The 18631-nt window shown below is 40.8% G+C and carries 17 protein-coding genes; 12 read left to right on the top strand and 5 right to left on the bottom strand.

Translation table 11 applies throughout. The features are described from left to right. Positions 1-116 precede the first annotated feature (116 nt). Positions 117-1547, bottom strand: a complete 1431-nt coding sequence (locus ACJV45_RS06475) for an ATP-binding protein (RefSeq protein ID WP_004123082.1) — start codon at positions 1545-1547, stop codon at positions 117-119. Between the two features lie 465 nt (positions 1548-2012). On the opposite strand from ACJV45_RS06475, the gene ACJV45_RS06470 reads away from it, so the two are divergent. The 6 genes from ACJV45_RS06470 (at position 2013) to ACJV45_RS06445 (ending at position 7930) form a co-directional block, all read left to right on the top strand. After that, positions 2013-2138, top strand: coding sequence for a hypothetical protein (locus ACJV45_RS06470; protein ID WP_016824020.1), 126 nt, complete (start codon positions 2013-2015; stop codon positions 2136-2138). A gap of 206 nt (positions 2139-2344) precedes the next feature. Then, positions 2345-3616 carry an ABC transporter substrate-binding protein gene (locus tag ACJV45_RS06465; protein ID WP_004123085.1) on the top strand — a complete coding sequence of 424 codons (1272 nt, stop codon included), beginning with the start codon at positions 2345-2347 and terminating at the stop codon, positions 3614-3616. Positions 3617-3700: 84 nt separating this feature from the next. Beyond that, positions 3701-4606, top strand: coding sequence for a carbohydrate ABC transporter permease (locus tag ACJV45_RS06460; protein ID WP_004112884.1), 906 nt, complete (start codon positions 3701-3703; stop codon positions 4604-4606). Further along, a complete protein-coding gene (locus ACJV45_RS06455; RefSeq protein WP_004112888.1) occupies positions 4606-5427 on the top strand; it encodes a carbohydrate ABC transporter permease in 822 nt (273 codons plus the stop codon). The genes ACJV45_RS06460 and ACJV45_RS06455 overlap by 1 nt, the downstream gene beginning before the upstream one ends. A 32-nt stretch (positions 5428-5459) precedes the next feature. Beyond that, positions 5460-6836, top strand: a complete 1377-nt coding sequence (locus tag ACJV45_RS06450; RefSeq protein ID WP_419397923.1) for a glycoside hydrolase family 13 protein — start codon at positions 5460-5462, stop codon at positions 6834-6836. Positions 6837-6868: 32 nt separating this feature from the next. Beyond that, the gene (locus ACJV45_RS06445) at positions 6869-7930 is read left to right on the top strand and encodes a LacI family DNA-binding transcriptional regulator (protein ID WP_004123088.1); all 1062 of its coding nucleotides are present in this window, start codon (positions 6869-6871) and stop codon (positions 7928-7930) included. Positions 7931-8076: 146 nt separating this feature from the next. Here ACJV45_RS06445 and ACJV45_RS06440 read toward each other — a convergent pair whose 3' ends face one another. Beyond that, positions 8077-9603 carry an aminotransferase class I/II-fold pyridoxal phosphate-dependent enzyme gene (locus ACJV45_RS06440; protein WP_419397922.1) on the bottom strand — a complete coding sequence of 509 codons (1527 nt, stop codon included), beginning with the start codon at positions 9601-9603 and terminating at the stop codon, positions 8077-8079. A 483-nt stretch (positions 9604-10086) separates the two neighbouring features. Between ACJV45_RS06440 and ACJV45_RS06435 the strand changes: the two genes are divergently transcribed. Then, a complete protein-coding gene (locus ACJV45_RS06435; protein WP_415685976.1) occupies positions 10087-10353 on the top strand; it encodes a hypothetical protein in 267 nt (88 codons plus the stop codon). Between the two features lie 47 nt (positions 10354-10400). Here the strand turns inward: ACJV45_RS06435 and ACJV45_RS06430 are convergent, their stop codons facing one another. Both ACJV45_RS06430 and ACJV45_RS06425 read right to left on the bottom strand, forming a co-directional pair. Continuing rightward, positions 10401-11204 carry a nitroreductase family protein gene (locus ACJV45_RS06430; protein ID WP_419397921.1) on the bottom strand — a complete coding sequence of 268 codons (804 nt, stop codon included), beginning with the start codon at positions 11202-11204 and terminating at the stop codon, positions 10401-10403. A 73-nt stretch (positions 11205-11277) separates the two neighbouring features. Then, the gene (locus ACJV45_RS06425) at positions 11278-11862 is read right to left on the bottom strand and encodes a hypothetical protein (protein ID WP_419397920.1); all 585 of its coding nucleotides are present in this window, start codon (positions 11860-11862) and stop codon (positions 11278-11280) included. Between the two features lie 183 nt (positions 11863-12045). Here ACJV45_RS06425 and ACJV45_RS06420 point away from each other — a divergent pair, with 183 nt between their 5' ends. Both ACJV45_RS06420 and ACJV45_RS06415 read left to right on the top strand, forming a co-directional pair. Continuing rightward, on the top strand, positions 12046-12804 hold the full coding sequence (locus ACJV45_RS06420; RefSeq protein WP_004138413.1) for a histidine phosphatase family protein: 759 nt from the start codon (positions 12046-12048) through the stop codon (positions 12802-12804). Positions 12805-12958: 154 nt separating this feature from the next. Further along, a complete protein-coding gene (locus ACJV45_RS06415) occupies positions 12959-14302 on the top strand; it encodes an ABC transporter substrate-binding protein (RefSeq protein ID WP_004138370.1) in 1344 nt (447 codons plus the stop codon). 250 nt (positions 14303-14552) lie between these two features. Here ACJV45_RS06415 and ACJV45_RS06410 read toward each other — a convergent pair whose 3' ends face one another. Next, a complete protein-coding gene (locus tag ACJV45_RS06410; RefSeq protein WP_419397919.1) occupies positions 14553-15572 on the bottom strand; it encodes a LacI family DNA-binding transcriptional regulator in 1020 nt (339 codons plus the stop codon). Positions 15573-15924: 352 nt separating this feature from the next. On the opposite strand from ACJV45_RS06410, the gene ACJV45_RS06405 reads away from it, so the two are divergent. The 3 genes from ACJV45_RS06405 (at position 15925) to ACJV45_RS06395 (ending at position 18371) form a co-directional block, all read left to right on the top strand. Then, positions 15925-16779: a carbohydrate ABC transporter permease gene (locus ACJV45_RS06405; protein WP_419397918.1), complete on the top strand. Its 855-nt coding sequence runs from the start codon at positions 15925-15927 to the stop codon at positions 16777-16779. After that, positions 16776-17609: a carbohydrate ABC transporter permease gene (locus tag ACJV45_RS06400; protein ID WP_415681543.1), complete on the top strand. Its 834-nt coding sequence runs from the start codon at positions 16776-16778 to the stop codon at positions 17607-17609. The genes ACJV45_RS06405 and ACJV45_RS06400 overlap by 4 nt, the downstream gene beginning before the upstream one ends. A gap of 147 nt (positions 17610-17756) precedes the next feature. Further along, a complete protein-coding gene (locus ACJV45_RS06395) occupies positions 17757-18371 on the top strand; it encodes a DUF624 domain-containing protein (protein WP_419397917.1) in 615 nt (204 codons plus the stop codon). Positions 18372-18631: the final 260 nt, after the last annotated feature.

Below are 18631 nucleotides of genomic sequence, written 5' to 3'. Positions count from 1 at the left end.
TCTTAACTACTCTTAACTACTCTTAACTACTCTTAACTACTCTTAACTACTCTTAACTACTCTTAACTACTCTTAACTACTCTTAACTACTCTTAACTGTTTTCCCTGTGCTTGATTTAATCTTTTATGCGCGCATAATATTGCTTAGGGTCAAGTTTAGAGTTTCCATGCCACAGTAGAGCGTGTTTATTAGCAAGTCCACGTAATAATTTTCGCGCTGTAGCTTCACTCATATTAATAAGATTTGCAGCTGTTTTTACGGTAACTCGATCATTGCTATATGAATATGCGAGAATTTTTCGCTCATTCTCATTGAACTCGCCATTATTTAGTTTTTCCTCTAACTCATTTATATGATCGTCCATACGCATTTGACGCGAAGCATAGTTATTTTCTAACGTCAGCAATAAAGAGTAAGGATTTGGCTGGCTGTATTGAGGATCATTGAGATAAAATTCCGCCATTTCCTCATAAATTCTATTAATTCCTTCATTGAGTTCTCGAACCCAGCCGAAGTTAACTAATGCGCGAGCAATACGAGGATTCCTAGCGTAGCGCGTATGCCGCATATTCTCTAATGTTACAATATCTGGCAAGGAACCAGGACTGAATATCTCGAATCGATCGTCAAACATGCTGACGCGAATGTAATCGCCTCTTAATGAATAATCGCGATGTGCTACGGCGTTAACAATTCCTTCAAACCAGGCAAATTCTGGATATTCTGGTACGACTTTGAATCTTCCATCGTTTCCAAGATATTCAAATTCGCGCAATTGCGCTCGTATAGCTGTTTGTGATTGGCGAATAATTGTTGGAATCGGTCCGTCAAAGGTTTGATCTTTAACAATATTCATTCGTGCGCCAGTCTCACGGTGGGTTCCTTCATATCGCAAGAATCTCAGACGAGCTTGTGGGAAATAATAGCTTGGATTTTTGCCAAACATTAGAATTGATGCGGTAGTTAGTTGACCTTGATGCATAAATCCGCGAGCTTCTAATACTTGCTGATTGGGTAAATGTTCGCAATTAAGTTGTTTTTTATATTCATTCAACAGTTGTTCATCAAGATCTGCCAGGTTAGCATCTGGAATTAGATTATCCTCGAATAATCTTTCACCTTTAGCATACTCTAATTGCTTAATTTGAGAGTAATTTTGTTTGACGCTTTTATCTCCAATTCTTAAATAAACTTCTTCACTTCGATTTTTAATAAGTCTATTCTTTGAACAATCGATATGAATGATAAATAATGCATTTTTGCCATCTTCGGATTCATAGTCTAACTTACTGTAATCGATTGAAGGCTGACCAATGATATCTTGTTGGATTGCTAGTTCGTATTCGTCTAAAGAATGTGCCTCCGTATAATTTGTGCCAGATAATTTGCCATTATCCTCGATGCCGATAGCTAATGTGCCTCCGTCTGCGTTAGCAAAGGCAATGACGTGTTTTAGTATATCTTTAGGCTTTATGCGAGCACTTTTGCGATCAAAATACTGACCTTCTTTCAGGTCTTTAATCTCTTCAATCTTGTACTCTTCCATTGTTCCGCCTTAAATATCGAAGCATTACTGCGCGATTTTTATACGAATAATTCTTGTGATTACTATATCAAAAGAAGGATATAGAGAATGTTATTCTTTCAAGGATTTGACTGGAATGACATATGAGTAAATTAAGAGTATTTATAGCGCGCTATTAAGTACATTGTTGTTTTACTCCGAAACACCCTTAACTACTCCGAACTACTCCGAAGTGTGCTGGGCCCTACTCTTGTATAGCTTTGTTGTGTTTATTGCGGTGTTTTACTCCGAAATACTCCGAAGTACTCTTAACTACTCCGAAATGTACTTACTTTTGCGCTTTGTTGTTTGTGTCGTGATTTGCATCGCTGCGGCTTGCAGGCGCGGCAAGTAGATAACATGTAATTTTTAAGGGATTGACGTTTGTTTAACAATGTAGTAAATTGATTTACAAGAGTTTAGCATTGCAGTTCAAAGGAGACTGAAATGGAGAGAATACCTAAAGGCAAAAAGTTCCAATTTAAGGCATTGCTTGATGACAAACAGTGGGCATCTAAAGATAATGTCTTCGGAGTTGGAGGGGAGGAGGTAGAAACAAGCGTGCATTTTTAATTCGGTGTCTTCTGTGAATATGACATGTAGATTCGTATGATCCAGTGTTTGCAGCAATTAAAAACTGTTTGCTTGTTATGTAGTAATACAACAAAGAATAAAAAACTATGAGTTTGTTTTCTGATGCTTTAGAGAATAGTTCGTCATCCATTTTCTAAATGCAAAATGAGTGCAAGTTAACATATGCAGATAAAAAGAAGGTTACAATGAAGAAACTTACAAAAATATGTGCACTGATTGGTGCTGCTGCAATGATTATTAGCGTAAGTGCATGCGGTAGTGCAAAATCGTCTGACGCTAATGGTGCGACATCACTTACCATTTGGCATTATTGGGATGGTGCTAATGCCGATACCTTTGATGCAATGGTGAAGGATTTTAATGCTTCGCATAAAAATATTAAGATTAAGACTGCGAGCGTACCGAATTCTGATTTTATGACGAAGCTTCGTGCATCGGCTTCGTCGAAGAGCTTGCCGGATATTTCCATAAGTGATTTGGTTTGGGTGCCACAGATTGCAAAAATGGGCAATTTGACTGATCTTTCTAAGGTTATCAGCTCGAAAACGCTCGATGATGTGACTCCTGCATTGATTGACTATGGTCATATTGACGGCAAACAAGTTTCTGTGCCAGTTACTGCCAATAATCTTGCGTACATGTACAACAAGGACGTTTATAAAGAAGCTGGGTTAGATCCTAACAAACCACCACAAACATGGGATGAGTTGAAGAAAGTTGCCAAGACAATCAAGGAAAAGACAGGCAAGCCAGGGTATGATTTGCTTACTCAAGCAGGAGATAACGGCGAAGGTTTAACTTGGAACTTCCAGGTCAACTTGTGGCAAGCTGGCGGCGAATTCTTGACGAAGGATAATTCTAAGGCTGCATTCAATACGCCAGAAGGCAAGAAGGCTATGAACTTCTGGATGGATCTTATCAAGAGCGGCGTGAGCCCATATGCTAAGTGGGGCGAATTTGAAAAAGGCAAGGGTGGTTCTGCTCAGGAAGGTAGCTGGATGGTTGGCATCTGGGCGCCAGATCCACCATTTGATTTCGGTGTAGCGAAAGCTCCTCATCCAAAGGATGGCAAGGAAGCAACTAATCTCGGTGGTGAACAAGCAATCGTCTTCCATAATTCTGACGCTCGTGCCAAGGCTGCTGGCGAATTCTTGAACTGGTTCTTGCAGCCAGAACAGGTGATCAAGTGGTCGCAAAAGACTGGCATGCTTCCTGTAACGAAGAGTGTTGCAAAGTCTGATAAGTATTTGGATTGGGTTAAGAAGGAACAGCCTCGTTTAATTCCGTTTGTGGAACAAATGGATATTGCTCATACGCGTCCAAATACTCCATTGTATCCAAAGATTTCTTTTGAATTTGCAAAGGCTGTGGAGAAGGCTTTCGCTGGAGAGCAGAGTGTTGACGAAGCGCTTGCGAATGCTGAAAAGGCAGTAAACGACGTGATTGCCAAAGGCTGATTGCACAAATACTGTGCCGATAGCTGGGTCGAATGGAATAAAGTTGGCTCAGCTATCGGAGTTCTTTGCATCAAGGAGTATGTAATGAAAAAACGTCATTTTCTCAAGTCTGCGCACAGGCACTACCAGAAAGATCAGGTAATTTGTGCTGCGGTATTCTTGTTGCCAGCAGTGCTTATTATTGGTGGTTTCGTGCTGTACCCTGTGTTGTCTGCTGTATATATTTCACTAACATCGTGGGATGGGTTCTCTCCAGAAAAGAAATTTATTGGCTTGGGAAACTATGCTCGTCTTTTCCAAGATCCTGAGTTTTTCAACAGCTTAATGGTAACAATTATTTATGCTGCTGGTGTATGTGTATTAAGTGTGCTGACTGGATTGTTGCTCGCGCTTTTGCTTGATGCGCCTATACGAGGTAGGAGTATTTATCGTAGTATTTACTTCCTTCCAGTGGTTACATCTTCTGTGGCTGCAGCTATTGTGTGGAAATATATGCTCGATCCTTCTGGATTCGTGAACAGTGTGTTGATGAAATTCAATATACACGGACCAGATTGGTTACAAAATCGCTGGCTTGCGCTTATTGCATTAATTCTTTTGACCGTGTGGAAAAATATTGGTTTTAACGCTATTTTGTATTTAACTGCGTTACAAGCATTGCCAAAAAGCGTGTATGAAGCGGCTGCATTAGATGGAGCTACTGGGTGGCAAAAATTATGGAAGATTACTTTCCCATTGCTGTCTCCAATGACGTTTTTTGTAGTAGTTCAGGCATTAGTAACGAGCTTCCAATCTTTCGACCTTGCATACATGCTCACGGGTGGCGGTCCTCGCGGAGGCACGGAAGTGCTTGGCATGATGATGTATCGTGATGCGTTCAAGCTCGGTGATTTTGGCTATGGAACAGCAATAGCGTTCATTACGCTTGCGCTAGTGCTAGGCGTGACGATGATTCAATGGAAAGTTTCTGGAGCACAAGGAGAAGAATAATGAAGTCATCATTATGGTCGCGTTTGGCGCGTCATGCGATTCTGATTTTAGGTTCAGCAACAGTAATCATTCCATTTTTGTGGATGTTCACTACTTCTTTGCAAATGCGTGCTGAAACATACACGAATACTTCAATTTTTCCTACATCATGGCATTGGGAAAACTATATTCACGCTTGGCAAGCGGCGCCGTTTGCGCAATATTATTGGAATACGCTATTGATGACGGTAGGAATTGTTGTAGGACATTTAATATTTGATGCCTTTGCCGCCTACGCTTTTGCGCGATTAGAATTTCCTTTGAAGAAAACAATATTCATTCTGCTGCTTTCTGCATTGATGATTCCTAATTTTGTGATTGTTATTCCGTCTTATGAGATAGTCGCTAATTTAGGATGGGTCGATACGCTGTATGCTTTGATTGTTCCTAGACTTGCAGATGTGTTTGGCATTATTTTACTTCGCCAATATTTTGCAACAATTCCTCGAGAGCTTGATGAGGCAGCGCGCATTGATGGTTGTGGCAGGTTTGGAATATTCTTCAAAGTAATCGTTCCATTGTCGTCCCCAGCGTTTGCGACGCTTGGTATTTTTAGTTTTCTCTTTGCGTGGAATGATTTCCTTTGGCCGTTATTGGTTACGAATACGGATGAAACTCGTACAATTCAGATTGGTTTAGCATCCTTCGTAGGGCGTTACGGAACCTCTTGGAATTATTTGATGGCAGGAACTTTGACTGCAACAATACCAAGTATTATTGTGTTCCTTTTCTTCCAACGTGCGCTTGTTAGAGGAATTGCCAATACTGGTATGAAAGATTAGAAATTGTAGAAATATTAGGGATGGGGTTTATTATGTCTATACCACAGTGGTTGCCTGATGCAAGATTTTATCAGATTTTTCCTGATCGTTTCCATCGTTGTGAAGGCTACGGTATGCTAACTGAAGGTCATGTGCCGCTTGATCCATGGGATGCTGAGCCTACGCGTGAGAATTTCTTAGGTGGTAATATTGCTGGAATTACAGAAAAACTTGATTATATTCATGATTTAGGTTGCAACGCGCTCTATTTGAATCCAATTTTTTCTGCTGCAACAAATCATCGTTATGACGCAAACGATTATTTTAAAATCGATCCACTTTTAGGAACTCTTGAAGATTTCCATACATTGGTAGATGAAGCGCATAAGCGGAATATACGTATAGTACTAGATGCAGTTTTAAATCATTGTGGTAAAACTCATTGGATGTTTCAAGATGTTGTTAAAAATGAAGAGAATTCAGAATATGTTAATTATTTTTCAGTGAAAAACTTTCCAGTTAAGTCATTGCCTGTGCCTAATTATAAAACCTGTTCTGGTTGTGAATATCTACCGAAGTGGAATGTGTTTAATCCAAAGGTGCGTGAGCATCATTTTAATGTTGCGAGATATTGGATTGATCAAGGTATCGACGGTTATCGTCTTGACGTTCCATATTTTATTTATCCAGAATTTTGGCAGGATTTTAGGCAAGTTGTTAAAGAAAAAAATTCAGAATTATGTTTGATAGCTGAAGAATGGAGAGACCCTGCTCAATGGCTGCAAGGAGACACTACCGATAGCACAATGAATTATACTCTGCGTGATTTAGTTTTAGGTTTTACTGCGACAAAGCGATTCAATGTATACGATTTTGTTAACGGTATTAACCGTTTGCAGGAGCGCATACCGTATGGATATCACCATGGGATGATGAATTTGTTGGGTAGTCACGATACTGAGCGTGTTTTAACTGCGCATCAAAATAATACTGAGGATTGCATAACTGCCTACTGTTGCATGTTTGCCTGCGAAGGTGCTCCGATGATTTATTACGGTGATGAACTTGGTATGGTTGGCGATAATGATCCAGGGTGCCGTTCTGGCATGCAGTGGGATAGTCTTGATACAAATGCTGAAATATTCCGTACAATTGTTCAATTAAATGCATTGCGGCGTGATCATATTGCGTTGCGAAGAGGTACGCAAAGTTGTTACGCTGTTGATGGAGATACTGTCATTATTTCGCGAGAGCATAAGGAAGAATCTCTTTTGATGATTATTTCACGTAGTAATTTAGTAGAGTATAATTCATCGAAGCTACCTCAACAATTGCAAAATCATAATTGGCGAATTATAAATGGTGTAACTGTTGGAGATAGTTGGCGCCACAATAAAGATAATTCTATGATCGTATTGCAAGCTCAATAGTAAAAATAATGTAGAAGTAAGAAGTGTGAAGCATGGGAAAGAAAATTACAATGCAGGATATTGCTGATGCAGCGCGTGTCTCTAAATCTGCTGTCTCCTTTGCGTATAATACTCCTGATCGCTTATCGTCAGAAACTGTAGAACACATATTTTCAGTTGCAAAGGAACTAGGATATGTGCGTAATCCTGTTGCTTATATGCTGCGAACTCAAAAGACAAATAGTTTGGGATTGTTACTACCACAGCAATTAGGGCGAGTGTTAGAAAACCCATACTATTCAGAATTTATTCAGGGTATTGGGCAAATCTGTGAGCGAGAGGGATTGACGCTTCTTTTAGTGCCTCCACTTCGTAATTCTATGTTAAAAGCAATTCCTTATGCTGCCGTTGACGGTTTTATAGTAACTGGTTTAGAAGAAGATCGTGGTGAAGTTGAAGCTCTTATGCAGCAAGGAAAGCCATTTGTGATTGTTGACAGTGAAGTACATAGCCAGGCTCCGAGTATCAATATTGATGAGTCGCGCGCTATGAAAGAACTAACTGAGCATCTTATTTCATTGGGCCATCGCAATTTTGTGGTGATTTCTCCAGAATCAGGCAATGATGATGGGTATCTTTCTTGGCATGGAACAATTCGTCGCCGTATTGATGGTGTGATTTCTGCTTTAGAAGAGAATGGAATAGCCCCACTGGTCGATAAGAAAAATGTTATTGAGGTGCCATGTACTCGTACTGGAGGAGAAGAAGCTTTTGCACAAATAACTAAACAAAATAATTCTGTATTTCCAACTGCGTTCATCTGCTTTAGTGATGTTATTGCATTTGGAGTAATGGATGCTGCTAGACAGTCTGGTTTACAAATCCCACGTGATATTTCTGTTACAGGCTTTGACGACCTAGATGAGTCTGCATGTAGTAATCCACCGTTGACAACAGTTAAACAGCCTGTTACAACTAAAGGACGTTTAGCTGCTGAATATATAGTAGAGACTTTGAATGCTGGGTATGAACGAGCATCATCTCGTCACGTATGTCTACCTATTACTGTGCTGCTGCGTGAGTCAATTGGCCCAGCAGCATCTATACGAGAATAGGCTGCGTAGTAAATACTTTGATTCCTTCCTCCTATGAAAAATATAGTGCCACGTTAAGTTTTTTTTAGCGTGGCACTATGTGCATAATTTTTGTAATATGACCAGAATTAATAATAATTTTTTTGTTTATATAAAAATTATTTTTTTTACTGGCGATAGTAGGAGAGGAAGTTGGAGAGTTTGCTCATTGCGTCACGAAGCGTTTGCAAGCGCGGCAAGTAGACTACGCGGAAGTAGCCTGGAGTCTGCCAATTAAAGCCTTTTCCGTGCACAATCAGCAACTTCTGATCGCGTAGCAAATCAAGCGCAAACTGTTCGTCGTCGTGAATGTTGTAGCGAGCAGGATCGAGTTTTACAAACATGTAGAAAGCAGCGTCTGGTCGCTCAACGCTTACGCCATCCATCTCTTGAAGCGCGTTATAGCAGTACTCGCGCTGCTCATACACGCGTCCGCCTGGCTCCAAATACTTTTCAACGCTCTGGTATCCGCCCAAAGCAGTCTGAATAATCGACTGTGCAGGAACGTTCGAGCACAAGCGCATATTAGACAGCATGTTAAGCCCCATAATGTAGTCGCGAGCCTTGGATTTATCTCCCGAAAGGCTCATCCAACCAATACGGAAGCCAGCAATCATATGCGATTTAGAAAGTCCGCTAAAAGTTACGCAGAACACGTCTGGAGCAAGAGAAGCAATCGAAACATGTTTTTTGCCGTCCATAACAAGACGATCGTAAATTTCGTCCGCAAAAATAATCAAATTAAACTCGCGCGCAATCTTAACAATCTCTTCCAAAACTTCGCGACTATACAGTACGCCCGTAGGATTATTCGGGTTAATAATCACGATTGCTTTAGTGCGAGGTGTGATTTTAGAGCGAATATCGGCAATATCTGGGTACCAATGCGACTTTTCGTCACACATGTAGTGCACAGGAGTGCCGCCAGCCAAGCTCGCGCACGCAGTCCACAGAGGATAGTCTGGGCTTGGTATAAGAATCTCGTCGCCGCAATCAAGCAGCGCTTGCATAGAAAGGTTAATCAGCTCTGAAACGCCGTTTCCAGTGTAAATATCTTCCATTTGCACGCCTGGAATGCCCTTAAGCTGATCGTATTGCATAATCGCCTTGCGTGCGGAGAAAAGTCCGCGGCTATCCGAGTAGCCTTCGCAGTCAATAAGCTGCTGTTGCATGTCGTAAATCACTTCGTCTGGAGCGCGGAAGCCAAAAGGCGCAGGATTTCCAATGTTGAGCTTTAAAATATGCGTTCCGTTTGCTTCCATGCGGTTTGCTTCTTCTACAACAGGGCCGCGAACGTCGTAGAGCACGTGCTCAAGTTTGGTGGATTTGTTGAAGTTTCTATGCTTGAGTGTTTCGGAAAGCTCTTCCTCTGTAAGATGTGGCTGATTTAATTGTGATTCTTCTGCAGACTGGCAGTTTTGCGCGGTTTTCGCGCAAGAATGCCCACCTTTGATTCCGTAGTCGCTAATTTCAAGAATTTGTGCAAGCATATCTCGCACGTCTTTGCGAGGTTCAGTTTTACCGCTTAAATACTGGCTTAACTGGCTTTTGCCAAGCTTATGGCCGCTTTTTGCTGCAAGCTCGATTACATCAATCTGCTTGTATCCCTTGATTTTCATGGCCTTTTTAAGGTCGTTTGCAAAATTCTGTGCCATAATCCGTCTTTCTTTATGCCATCTTATAGAAGCTCATAAAATCAGCGTTCGTAAATTGAACAAACTGGCAACAAAGTTCAAAATATAAGCTAATAAATTGAACTTCGCAGTGATTAAAAGACAATTTTACGCGTAAAAATGCGTTTTGCAAGCCTAAAATTGAATTAATTTTGAATTTTGACCAAATTTTGGCTGAGCAATAATTAAGAATTGAACTAAAAAGACATTAAATTGAACTTATTTTGATTTGCTGGAATACGATTTTGCGCAAACCGCAATCTTGTAGCGTGTTTGTAGCACTGCTCGAACTGATAATCCGCGAGAGCACTCCTCCCGCGTTTGTTTTCCGAATTGGCTATTACGACAACAAATGCGGGAAGAAGCTGCTGACTTTGTGCCAAAAATGGGTCAAATTTTATATATTTTTGGTACATTTTTGATATATTTTCCACAAATAATTGCGCAGTTTGCTGTAGTGCTACCATGAGTTACATGTATTTCTTTACTCCGCGCAGATGTGAATCTACCCAAAAAATAATGTACGCCAATAAAGGGCAAGCTCTTATGGCAGCGGATAAAAGCCTTAGAGAGCGCGGAGCAAGATTATGGGTTTATAAATGCGATTATTGCGGAAGTTGGCATTTAACGCATTCAAATCCTGCAATTCGTAAGTATTGCGATATGCGCTCGCGGTTTGAAACAACCAAACCTAAGTCTAGAAAACGCGGATATAAGCCGCGTATACGCTAAATAATTGATGCTAAATAATTAACACTAAAAATCAGCAAATCAATAAATCAGTACTTAAAAGTAAATCCTTGCGCATTAAGCTGCGATTCGCAACTATGGTTTTTGGCGCCAGAATCTACAGCAAGCTTTGCGATTTGTGCGCTGAACGCGTCCACTGGCCTATCTGCATTACGTAAATCGTAGTATTTATGCACTCTTTCATCGAATTCTGCAAGTTTTTCAAGCAAAACGTCATCACTACTAGGGTATTCATTTTCAAAGAATTGCATGCTCGAGTCCATGCGCGGCTTTAGCTCTGGGCTTTGGTCTGGCTTGCCAATCGCAAGTCCAAGTACTGGATACGTGTATTTTGGCAACTTCAAAAGTTCAATTAAATCTGTAATGTTGTTCAAAATTGAACCAAGAATTACGCAACCGAGTCCAAGCGATTCTGCTGCTGTTTCCATAGCGTGCAATGCAAGAATTGCGTCATTTTGCGACTGTGAGAATCTGTAGCCTGTTTTAAGCGTAAAGTCGCTTCCGTCTGAATCAATGCCATTTTTGCGCGCTATAGCAGCATTTCTGTGCTGATCAATAACGAATACGTACAAAAGTGGCGCTGTGGCTATATAAGTTTGATTTCCAAGTTCGGAAAGCTTTTGTTTAAGATTTTTGCTAGTGATTTTAATAGACGACCAGTCGTTTAAAAACTGACTACAAGCTGCGCGCTGTGCTGCTGCTTCAAGAGTCTTGACAATTTGTGGGTCAATCGGCTCGTTTTTAAAAGCGCGTATAGATCTGCGATTAAGAAGCGTCTGAATTGTTTTATTTTCTTCAATCTGTTTATCGTTATTTTGCTGCAGCTCTGTCATTTTATTTCCTTAAAATTATGCTACTTAAAAATATTTATGCTATTTAGACTACTTAAAATACTTGTTTTTCTTGTTATTTTCTGCGACTTTGCCTTTTCTTAATTGCAGATAGTACAGCGCGATTTGTGTATCTACCAGCAACTGTTGTTAAGATTGCGCTAAAAATCGCAAGCCCGAGGTTCATGAGCAAAGAATCTTCTTGTTTATTGTCTTTACTGATTTTTTTATAGTCTTCTCTATTTACGTCTTTATTTTTGCTACTTTTATTTTTTCTGTATTCCTCAAATTGTTTATTTTGCGCGATTTTGTGCATTTTATTGTTTTTTACGTAATGCTTCCATATGATTTCTGCGACTTTACCTACGACCATTGTAACAATTGCAGGAATTGCAGATTTTGCAATCATATCTAACAAAGTGTCAGGATTTTTAAGTCTTTTTTGTCTTAATGCAATAGCTTTATCGTTAACCTTGTTTAAACGCTTAATTGTAAGATTTGAAGCGCTGCGGGTTGCGCTGTGAGACGCATTATGAGTCGCACAATAATCTGCATGTGCGTTGGAAGATTCGGTATAAAAGTGACCAGAAAAGTCTTGTCGTGAATTGTGCTGCGAATCATTCCGTGAATCATATCGTGAATCATTTTGGGTTAACGTCATATTTTTATGTTAATGGTAGCGAAATACCAATTAGTAATTGACATGTAAAAGTGTTATAAAAGTGTTATAAAAGCGAGCGAATATGGCAGTGGAGCCAGTTTGTAAGTAATGGGTTTAGATTTGCGCTAAGGCACCAAGCGTAGATTTTTGACTTGTTGGCGGTGCTTAAGGTGGAGTGGATTTATGCTGAACAGTATTGACGTTGACGTTAATGGTGGTTCATTTAGCGGAGATTCGTACGAGATTCAAGATGTTCCAGCAACTTGTGGCGGAGCTCCCGAGGGTAGACTTGTTCTTTTGCGTCACGGACAAACTGTTTGGAGCGAATCAGGTCAGCATACAGGTAGAACGGATATACCGCTTACTCAAATTGGTTGTTCGCAAGCAGTTTATGCTGGTGAGCGCATTCGACAAGCATTTCCTAAGGGTTTTGATGCGGATTGCCAGTTTGTAAGCCCTCTTGTTCGTGCTCGTCAAACAGCTCAACTGGCGGGTTTTACGTATTGCACGCCGTTAGAATACGCAGCTGAATGGGATTATGGGTGTGCAGAAGGGCGAACTAGAAAAGATGTCTCCGCGTTAAGCGGAGTAGAATCATGGGATGTTTGGCGAGATGGTCCTAAGGCTCTTCCAGAGTTTATGTCGGATTCTTGCGAAGAGTCTCTTCCGAGTGGTGAAACGGTGAAAGTCGTACGCTGCAATGGGGAAAGTCTGCAGGATGTTTCTGATCGAACGCAAAAAATAATCGACTCTGTTTTGCCAAAGCTTAAAAGCGGCAAGGATGTGATTATTGTTGCACACGCGCATGTTCTTAGAATTTTAGCTATGAGGTGGTTAGGCGTTGATGCGTCTCAAGCGCGGTTGCTGCGACTAGACACTGCTCATTACAGCGCTCTTGGAACTTATAAGGGAGATCGTGTAATCGTTCGCTGGAATTGTTGATTTGTGATTGTTGCAGATTATTCGACACGCCATCATATCAACACTGCTATCGTTTGCAATATCTTTGCATTTGAGGCATAATAAAAATTGTCGAAAAGGGCACCTAGGGGTGCGGCGGCTCATAGTAGGGTCGACGGCATAGGAGAAAGGTTCGATGATGAATCGTACAATTAAGTCAACAATTGCGCTTGTAGCTTGCTCCGCGATGGCATTCGGTGCGCTCGCTGCATGTGGTTCCAGCTCTTCGGATTCTTCCGACAAGGGTAAGGTTTACTTCCTTAACTTCAAGCCAGAATCTGCTGATCAGTGGAAGGAAGTTGCTAAGGAATATACCAAGAAGACTGGTATTCCTGTAAAGGTCCAGAACGCTGCTTCTGGTACATATGAGCAGTCTCTTAAGAGTGAAATCAGCAAGGGTGATGAAGCCCCTACACTCTTCCAGGTGAATGGTCCTGTTGGCTACGCAAGCTGGAAGGATTACACTGCAGATCTTAAGGATACCGAGCTTTACAAGCAGCTTCAAAACAAGGATATTGCTCTTAAGGATGGAGACAAGGTTGTTGGCGTTCCATACGCAATGGAAACTTACGGCTTGATTTACAACAAGTCTTTGTTAAAGAAGTACACGGAGCTTAAGGATGCTAAGGTAAAGTCTGCTGAAGAGATTAACTCCTTCGATAAGCTCAAGGCTGTTGCAGACGACATTCAGGCTCGTAAGGGTGAGCTTGGTGTTGATGGCGCATTCACTTCTGCTGGCTTCGATTCCAGCTCTGATTGGCGCTTTAAGACTCACCTTGCAAACATTCCTCTGTACTACGAGTTCAAGGCAGACAAGGTTACCAAGCAGCCAGCAAAGATTAAGGGTACGTTCCTTGATGGCTACAAGAAGATCTTTGATCTTTACATTACTGATTCCACCACTCCTGCAACTCAGCTCAGCTCTAAGACTGGCGAGGATGCAAACTCTGAGTTCTCGCTTGGCAAGGCTGTGTTCTATCAGAATGGTACTTGGGCTTGGACCGACTTGCAGAAGGCTGGTATGAAGGCTGAAGACCTTGGCATGCTCCCAATCTACATTGGCGCTAAGGGCGAAGAAAAGCAGGGCTTGGCTACTGGCTCCGAGAACTACTGGTGCATTAACGATAAGACTTCGGATGCCAACAAGAAGGCAACTAAGGACTTCTTGAAGTGGGTTCTTACCTCTGATTACGGCAAGGAAGCTATGTCTAAGAAGATGGGCTTCACCACTCCATTCAAGAGCTTTGCTGATATGAAGTCTGAGAATCCTTTGACTGCTGCTGCTGTTGAAGATGCTCAGTCTGGTAAGACTCCTGTAAGCTGGAACTTCACTATGATGCCATCTGACAACTGGAAGAACGATCTTGGCTCCGCTTTGCTTGAGTATGCTCAGGGCACTGGCAAGTGGGATAAGGTTAAGAGCGCCTTCGTTGACAATTGGGCTAAGGAAGTTGCTCAGACTCACGAAGATCAGGATTAATCTGAATATTGATTATTCGGCTTAAACTTGATTACAAATTAAAGTCATAATTTAAGAACATAATTTAAAATGATAATTTAAGATTGGGCTGTTGATGTAATTGCATTAGCACAGTGCATTAATAGCCTACTAAAAGAGCTTCAAGCCTTATCGGTTTGAAGCTCTTTTGTTTGAATTTAGGCTGACTGTTGTTTGAATTTAGTCTGATATTTAAATAGTATTTTAAGATTGCGTTTAGATGGTACTTGAACTAAGCTGCGTCAAGTTGAGATGTACTCGAACGCACAATTAGCTGTGCTGGAATCGTAATGTATCTGCGACTTTCATCTAAATAATCTCCATTAATTAAAGATAAAGTCATTTTTGCAATATCTACGGCCATGCTTACAGGGTCTTGTCTAATAGTTGTAAGTCCTGTTTCTCTAGCGTAGAAGCTGTCGTCAAAACCGATAATTGAAAGATCACCTGGAGTATTGTATCCACTTCTAGAAAGCTGGAACATTAAAGGTATTGCTATTCCGTCTTCTTGGCATGCAATTGCAGTAGGCATGCTACTGTTACTTAAAAGCGATGAAACTATTGAACTTATACGGTCTAAACCTTCTGGAGCTACGATTTCGGTAGGTGTAATATTGTTAATCTTGCATTCGTCAATAAACGAATGATAACGTTGTAAAACGCTGAAATGCAGGGAAACATCGCGATTTGTGCGAATATAAGCTATGTTTTTATGACCTAATCCAATAAGGTGGCGAGCCATAAGCCTCGCTCCTTGATCGTCGTCAATATTAATTGTTGCGTCAAAATCGCAGTCCATAGGATATAAGCAGTTTATGCCTAAAACCGGTACGCCAGTTGCCTTTAATGAAGCAACTTCCGACTTATTTACGTCAAATGAGCAAACTATTACAGCATCCGCATTTCTTCGAGTTGGTAGCATATCAAAGAATTCTGCGCGCTCTTGGCTGCTTGATATTTGGAAAATTGATAGATCGTAGCCTGCTGGGTGAAGAACCTGATTCAATCCTTGTATTATGGATGCGCTAAACCACAGACGAATGCTGTCGCTCATTAGTAGTGCAACTCTTAGAGTTCTACCAGATTTTAAAGCGGCTGCAGAACGAGATATTGAGAAGTTTAGTTTTTCTGCAATAGCCAACACTTTGTTGCGAGTTATTGCGGAAACTAAGTCTGGTCGTGTAAATGAGCGTGAAACAGTAGATACTGATACGTGAGCTTCGTTGGCAACATCTTGAATATTAGCCGGCATGTGAACTCCTTTATTCGCACAACATCAATATCTTCATCAATATTTTTTTATTAATGTCTTCATTAATATCACTCAAACATCTTCAACGATAGTATATGAGAAGCTCATACATCAATGCTCATTGCGCCCCCTATACACAAACGTTTGCAATAAAAATAATGATAGCAGATTTTGCTGCAAAATCGCCAAAAATAGGGATTTTCTTCACATTTGATTTTATTTTCATCGCGTAACGACATGCAAAAAAATGACAACGTTTGACATTGCTGTTGCATGTAGTAATATAAAAGTATTGGTTCGGGCGTCGACGCTCGTACAAGCGTTGTACTCAAGGAGGAGAAAGTGACGAGTCATGATTAATATGAGTGGAAAAGCAATACGCAAATGGTGGGCGTTATTCGCTTTGCCAACGTTTGCTGCTTTTGTAATCGGCTTTTTAGTGCCATTCGTGATGGGTGTGTATCTTAGCTTTACTAAGTTCCATACTGTTACGGACGGAAAGTTCGTGGGTGTTCGCAATTATCGCAAGGCTTTGCGCGACCCTCATTTTATTCATTCGTTGATTTTCACAACTGCTTTTACTGTTGTAACAACGGTTGTTATTAACGTTATTGCTTTTGCAATTGCGTACATGCTTACAAAGAAATTCAAAGGTTCAAACTTATTCCGTACAGTGTTCTTTATGCCAAATCTTATTGGTGGCATTGTTTTGGGCTATGTTTGGCAAGTAGTGCTTAATGGTATTTTAGGCTACTTTGGTCGTGCTATTACGTATTCTGCGACGTACGGATTCTGGGGCATGGTTCTTTTGATATGCTGGCAGCAAATCGGTTATATGATGATTATTTACATTGCTGGTTTGCAGGCGCTTCCAGGAGATGTTATTGAGGCGGCAGCTGTTGATGGCGCAAGCCCAACGCAAACGTTGTTTAAGATTACGATTCCTCTTATGATGCCGTCCATTACAGTGTGCACGTTCTTGACTGTTACAAACGGATTCAAGCTGTTCGATCAGAACTTGGCGTTGACTAATGGTGCTCCTTCCAGAAAGTCGGAGATGTTGGCATTGAACATTTTCAACACATTCTATGGAAGAATCAATGGTGAAGGCGTCGGTCAGGCAAAGGCAGTCATATTCTTCATCATTGTGGCTGTAATTGCTTTGATTCAGAACAGGTTGACAACGTCTAAGGAGGTGGCAGCATGAACGAGAAGACTAAGCATCCTGTGCTTTGGACCACGCTTTTTGCTGTAGTGAGTTTGTTGTGGATTTTCCCAATCGCGTTAGTGTTTATGAACTCCTTTAAGTCAAAGGTGTATATTGCTAGCGAACCATTTTCACTTACTCCAAAGTCGTTTATTGGTTTTGACAACTACGTTCTTGGCATTAATCGCACCAACTTGCTTATGAGCTTCTGGTGGACAATTGTTGTAACAGTTGGCTCCGTAATTTTGATTCTGCTTTGCACTTCTATGTGTGCTTGGTGGATTGTGCGAGTAAACAATTGGGCTGCAAAGTCGCTTTACGTGTTGTTCTTGTTCAATATGATTGTGCCATTCCAGATGGTTATGTTCACTCTTTCCAACATCACTACAAAGCTTGGATTGAACACCCCTTGGGGATTGTGGATTATCTACCTTGGTTTCGGCGCAGGTTTGGCTGTGTTTATTTTCACGGGCGTTGTGAAGGGTATTCCTCAGGAATTGGAAGAGTCCGCAATGATTGATGGTGCTTCAGTGCCTCGCATATTCTTCCAGATTATTGTTCCAATCATGAGACCTGCTATTATATCTGTGTCGATTTTGCAAACAATGTGGATTTGGAATGACTTCCTTCTTCCTTACCTCACTTTGGATTTGAACAAGTATAAGACTGTTTCAATTGCAGTTCAATATTTGAAGGGTGGTTATGGTTCCGTTGAAATGGGTGCCATGATGGGCTGCTTGGTTCTTGCCATTCTTCCAATTATTATCTTCTACCTCATCTGCCAGAAGTATATTATCAAAGGCGTTATGGCTGGTGCGGTAAAAGGCTGAGGTCTTTTCTCCTTCGGACCTCGGTTGCATGATGATGGTGGTTGCAGAACTTTGCTTCCACCATCATTTGTGTTTAAGTGTATTTTTTAGTGTATTGTTATTTTAGATTTGTTTTAGATTGCGTTTAACTATGCAGGAGTGGTTGTAATGATTTCTTTTGGCAGCCCCGATTCAAAGTTTGCTCAAGGAATGGAATCGTTTGCAGATGCAGTATGGCTTACCATTTTAATGATTATTACGAGTATTCCGATTATAACGATTGGCGCCTCTATTACAGCTGCTCATGAAACTGCTAGAAGGATTGAACGCGGAGAAGCGCACACAACTTCAATCTATTTTAAGTCTTTTAAAAATAATTTTGTTAAATCTACTATTATTTGGATAATTTTGCTTCCGATTCTTGTGGCAATTGTAGGGTCTTGGATTTTTCTGCAACTTACGCCACTTTTAATAATAAAGTTTGCGATCAGTATTTTATGGGTTTTGGTTGCTCAATGGGTGTTTGCTCTTCAAGCAAGATTTGAAAATTCTGTTGGTAGAACCTTGATTAATTCGTTGATTTTTAGCGTATCTTACATTGCAACCACTTTTATGGTGGTTTTACTTGACTCTGTATTTTTTGCGCTTGTCTATTTATCTTTAAAGTATTTTTTGCAGGGATTGCCATTGTTGATTTTGCTAGGATGGGGGTCTTTGATTATGCTCCACACTCCGCTGCTTGAACGCGTGTTTGCAAAATACGTTAAAACAAGTGGTAAGTGATTTGTGAATTGACATTAGTAACCCGAGAATTAGATGTAACCAAGTAATCGGGTATTCGGATAACTAGGTAATCTGGGGTAACTAGGTATCCGTGTATTCTGCAGAATAATCAATGAGGCGAACACCATCATGGATGCTCGCCTCATTTGGGACATCATTACAAGGTGCTTTAAATGTGCAACTATGCGCAAATCCTAACACCATGTCGGGGAGGGAAACAAGTTACTCTTAACAGATAACCATGCCCTTTCATTATACTC

This window comes from Gardnerella lacydonensis (genome assembly GCF_048545055.1).
In the GTDB taxonomy this organism is placed as follows: domain Bacteria; phylum Actinomycetota; class Actinomycetes; order Actinomycetales; family Bifidobacteriaceae; genus Bifidobacterium; species Bifidobacterium vaginale_C.
This window is presented reverse-complemented; position numbering and strand designations above follow the sequence as displayed.

Excerpts from the sequence above, each read along its gene's own strand:
- ACJV45_RS06475 (WP_004123082.1), bottom strand. The coding sequence starts at position 1,547 with ATGGAAGAGTACAAGATTGAAGAGATTAAAGACCTGAAAGAAGGTCAG.
- ACJV45_RS06470 (WP_016824020.1), top strand. The coding sequence starts at position 2,013 with ATGGAGAGAATACCTAAAGGCAAAAAGTTCCAATTTAAGGCATTGCTT.
- ACJV45_RS06465 (WP_004123085.1), top strand. The coding sequence starts at position 2,345 with ATGAAGAAACTTACAAAAATATGTGCACTGATTGGTGCTGCTGCAATG.
- ACJV45_RS06460 (WP_004112884.1), top strand. The coding sequence starts at position 3,701 with ATGAAAAAACGTCATTTTCTCAAGTCTGCGCACAGGCACTACCAGAAA.
- ACJV45_RS06455 (WP_004112888.1), top strand. The coding sequence starts at position 4,606 with ATGAAGTCATCATTATGGTCGCGTTTGGCGCGTCATGCGATTCTGATT.
- ACJV45_RS06450 (WP_419397923.1), top strand. The coding sequence starts at position 5,460 with ATGTCTATACCACAGTGGTTGCCTGATGCAAGATTTTATCAGATTTTT.
- ACJV45_RS06445 (WP_004123088.1), top strand. The coding sequence starts at position 6,869 with ATGGGAAAGAAAATTACAATGCAGGATATTGCTGATGCAGCGCGTGTC.
- ACJV45_RS06440 (WP_419397922.1), bottom strand. The coding sequence starts at position 9,603 with ATGGCACAGAATTTTGCAAACGACCTTAAAAAGGCCATGAAAATCAAG.
- ACJV45_RS06435 (WP_415685976.1), top strand. The coding sequence starts at position 10,087 with ATGAGTTACATGTATTTCTTTACTCCGCGCAGATGTGAATCTACCCAA.
- ACJV45_RS06430 (WP_419397921.1), bottom strand. The coding sequence starts at position 11,204 with ATGACAGAGCTGCAGCAAAATAACGATAAACAGATTGAAGAAAATAAA.
- ACJV45_RS06425 (WP_419397920.1), bottom strand. The coding sequence starts at position 11,862 with ATGACGTTAACCCAAAATGATTCACGATATGATTCACGGAATGATTCG.
- ACJV45_RS06420 (WP_004138413.1), top strand. The coding sequence starts at position 12,046 with ATGCTGAACAGTATTGACGTTGACGTTAATGGTGGTTCATTTAGCGGA.
- ACJV45_RS06415 (WP_004138370.1), top strand. The coding sequence starts at position 12,959 with ATGATGAATCGTACAATTAAGTCAACAATTGCGCTTGTAGCTTGCTCC.
- ACJV45_RS06410 (WP_419397919.1), bottom strand. The coding sequence starts at position 15,572 with ATGCCGGCTAATATTCAAGATGTTGCCAACGAAGCTCACGTATCAGTA.
- ACJV45_RS06405 (WP_419397918.1), top strand. The coding sequence starts at position 15,925 with ATGATTAATATGAGTGGAAAAGCAATACGCAAATGGTGGGCGTTATTC.
- ACJV45_RS06400 (WP_415681543.1), top strand. The coding sequence starts at position 16,776 with ATGAACGAGAAGACTAAGCATCCTGTGCTTTGGACCACGCTTTTTGCT.
- ACJV45_RS06395 (WP_419397917.1), top strand. The coding sequence starts at position 17,757 with ATGATTTCTTTTGGCAGCCCCGATTCAAAGTTTGCTCAAGGAATGGAA.